The following is a 2,508-nucleotide window of genomic DNA, read 5'->3' as shown; positions in this document are numbered from 1 at the left end:
TGTCAACGGCGGTGAGAAAGTCTGCCATTGGGCGGAGCAAAAGTCGTCCACTGTTTGGGTGACCGGCGCCTTGGCAAACGCGCTCCCAAATAGCTGGCGGTTGCCAAGGCGTCTTGGTCCGTCAGGACCAATCTCTTCTGTGCCTTAGGAGTTCTGCCAGGCCTTGCTCTGTGCGAGACGATAGCTTCCTCCGTTCATCTCCAGGATGCTGACATGGTGGGTCAACCGGTCGAGCAAGGCACCGGTGAGACGCTCGGAGCCGAAGGTTTCCGTCCATTCGTCGAAGGGCAGGTTCGAGGTGATCAGGATCGAGCCGCGCTCGTATCGCTGAGAGATCAGTTCGAACAACAGTTCGGCGCCGGTCTTGCTGAGGGGCACGAAGCCCAACTCGTCGATGATCAGGAGCTTCTGCTTCACCAGCTGTTTCTGAAGGCGTAGGAGCTGGCGCTCGTCGCGGGCTTCCATCAACTCGTGCACGATGGCCGCGGCAGTAGTAAAGCGAACCGCCAGGCCTTTCTGGCAGGCGGCCAGACCGAGGCCGAGCGCCACGTGGGTCTTACCGGTGCCGCTGGGGCCGAGAGCGATGACGTTCTCTCCGCGGTCGATCCATTCACCACGCGCCAACTCCAGGACCTGCATCTTGTTCAAAGAAGGGATCACGGCAAAATCGAAGCTATCAAGGCTCTTGGTCGCCGGGAATTTCGCGGCCTTGATCCGGCGTTCGATCATCCGCCGCTCCCGGTCGATGAGTTCGAGCTCGATCAGACGGGCCAGGAACTGGACGTGATCTCTCCCTTCGGCAGCGCAGAGTCGAGCCTGCTTGTCGTATTCCCGCAGGATGGTCGGCAGCTTCAGCTTTTTGAGTTGGTGGTTCAGCAGGATCTGTGGCGTCTCCGTCATGTCGAGGCACCCGTTGTCAGGCACATGTAGCTGGCCGGAGATGTCGTCGCCACCTTGGCCCGTGGCAGATACGGATAGACATCCAAATCGAGCCTCGGCGGCCGCCGCTCCACCTGACGCAGCACCAGATGCTTCACGGCATCAAAACTGATCGCACCCATCTGGAGAGCCGTCTTCACGGCAGCATGAACCTCCTCCATCTCGAAGCTTTCGAGCAGCCGTAGGACCTGCACGTATTCGCGCCGTCCGGCTTTCAGCATGCGTGCCTCCATTAGCTTCTGAAGAGTATCAAACGCCTTGGGAAGCTCCCATCCGGCCAGCGGAGCTGCCTGTTCGAAAGCGTTTATCTTCTTCTCAATCAGCGGCAGGTAATGAACCGGATCGAAGACCATGTCCTCGCGGTTGTAGCTGCGAACATGCCGCGCGATGACGTCGCCGCCACATCCGATCACCAGTCGGTCGACATAGGCGCGGATCCAGACATCGCGGTGTCCAAAGGCAACCGGTACGGAATAATCATTGGTCTTGTAACGTACCAACGCGAGCGAACTGACCCGACCCGTTGCCTGGTCACAGGCTTCGAAAGATCGGGCGGGAAGCGGCGCCATGATCTCCAGATCGCGTTGAAGTCGCTCTCCAATCGTCTCATTGTGCCCGCGCAGCTTGTCGTTTTGGCGCTTACGGCACTGCTCTTCGAGCCAGTTGTTGAAGGCATCCCAAGTCGGAAAACTCGGGACCGGCACCATGAAGTTGCGCCGGGAATAGCCAACCAGCCCTTCGACGGACCCCTTGTCATTGCCCTTGCCGGGACGCCCGTAGCGGTCCCGGATCACGTAGTGGGACAGCATCTCGCTGAACAGCCGCGCGCGTCTGCGAGTTCCGTCGGGCTCGATCTTCGCCACAAGGCGCCGGTCGTTGTCGTACAGGATCGACCGCGGAACCGCCCCGAAGAACCCAAAGGCATGGACGTGGCCATCCATCCAGGCCTCTGCGGTCGCCGCCGGATAGGCCCGGACGTAGCAGGCGTCGCTGTGCGGCAGATCCAAGGCAAAGAAGTGGGCCTTCTGCTCAATGCCTCCGATCACCACCACTGCTTCGCCGAAGTCGGCTTGAGCATGGCCGGGTGCATGATTAAGCGGCACGAACATCTCCCGATGCCGTCGACCGTGCTCTCGAACATAATCCTTGATGATGGTGTAACCACCCTCGAAGCCATGCTCATCGCGCAGGCGTTCGAAGATCCGCTTGGCCGTATGCCGCTGTTTGCGCGGTCGCTGCCGATCTTCTGACAGCCATTGATCGATGATCCCGGTGAACCCATCCAGCTTGGGCCGCCGGATCGGTGCTGACCGCCGGTAGCCGGGTGGGACCGAAAACGCCAAAATCTTGCGAACGCTGTCACGAGATATCCCGAAATGCCGGGCCGCTTCTCGCTGGCTCATGCCCTCGGCACAGGCCAGACGAACTTTACGATACAAATCCACGGAAAAGATCCTCCCGCCCCCCCCTCCGTTACGAAAAGAAGGGCAAAGATGGACGACTTTTACGCCGCCCGCAGCAGGGTCATCCCGCCGCTACCGTGGTCGACTTTCTCACCGCCGTTCTCAC

2 protein-coding genes are annotated in these 2,508 nt (G+C 60.2%); both read right to left on the bottom strand.

The features are described 5' to 3' along the window. Positions 1-144 precede the first annotated feature (144 nt). Positions 145-900: an IS21-like element helper ATPase IstB gene (istB, locus tag ACR0ER_RS25490; protein WP_480771260.1), complete on the bottom strand. Its 756-nt coding sequence runs from the start codon at positions 898-900 to the stop codon at positions 145-147. Beyond that, the gene (istA, locus tag ACR0ER_RS25485; protein WP_480771259.1) at positions 897-2,384 is read right to left on the bottom strand and encodes an IS21 family transposase; all 1,488 of its coding nucleotides are present in this window, start codon (positions 2,382-2,384) and stop codon (positions 897-899) included. The genes istB and istA overlap by 4 nt, the downstream gene beginning before the upstream one ends. Positions 2,385-2,508 lie beyond the last annotated feature (124 nt).

The organism is Ruegeria sp. CH8 (genome assembly GCF_056536985.1).
Note: the sequence above shows the minus strand (reverse complement) of the source record. Positions and strands in the feature narration are given on the sequence as shown.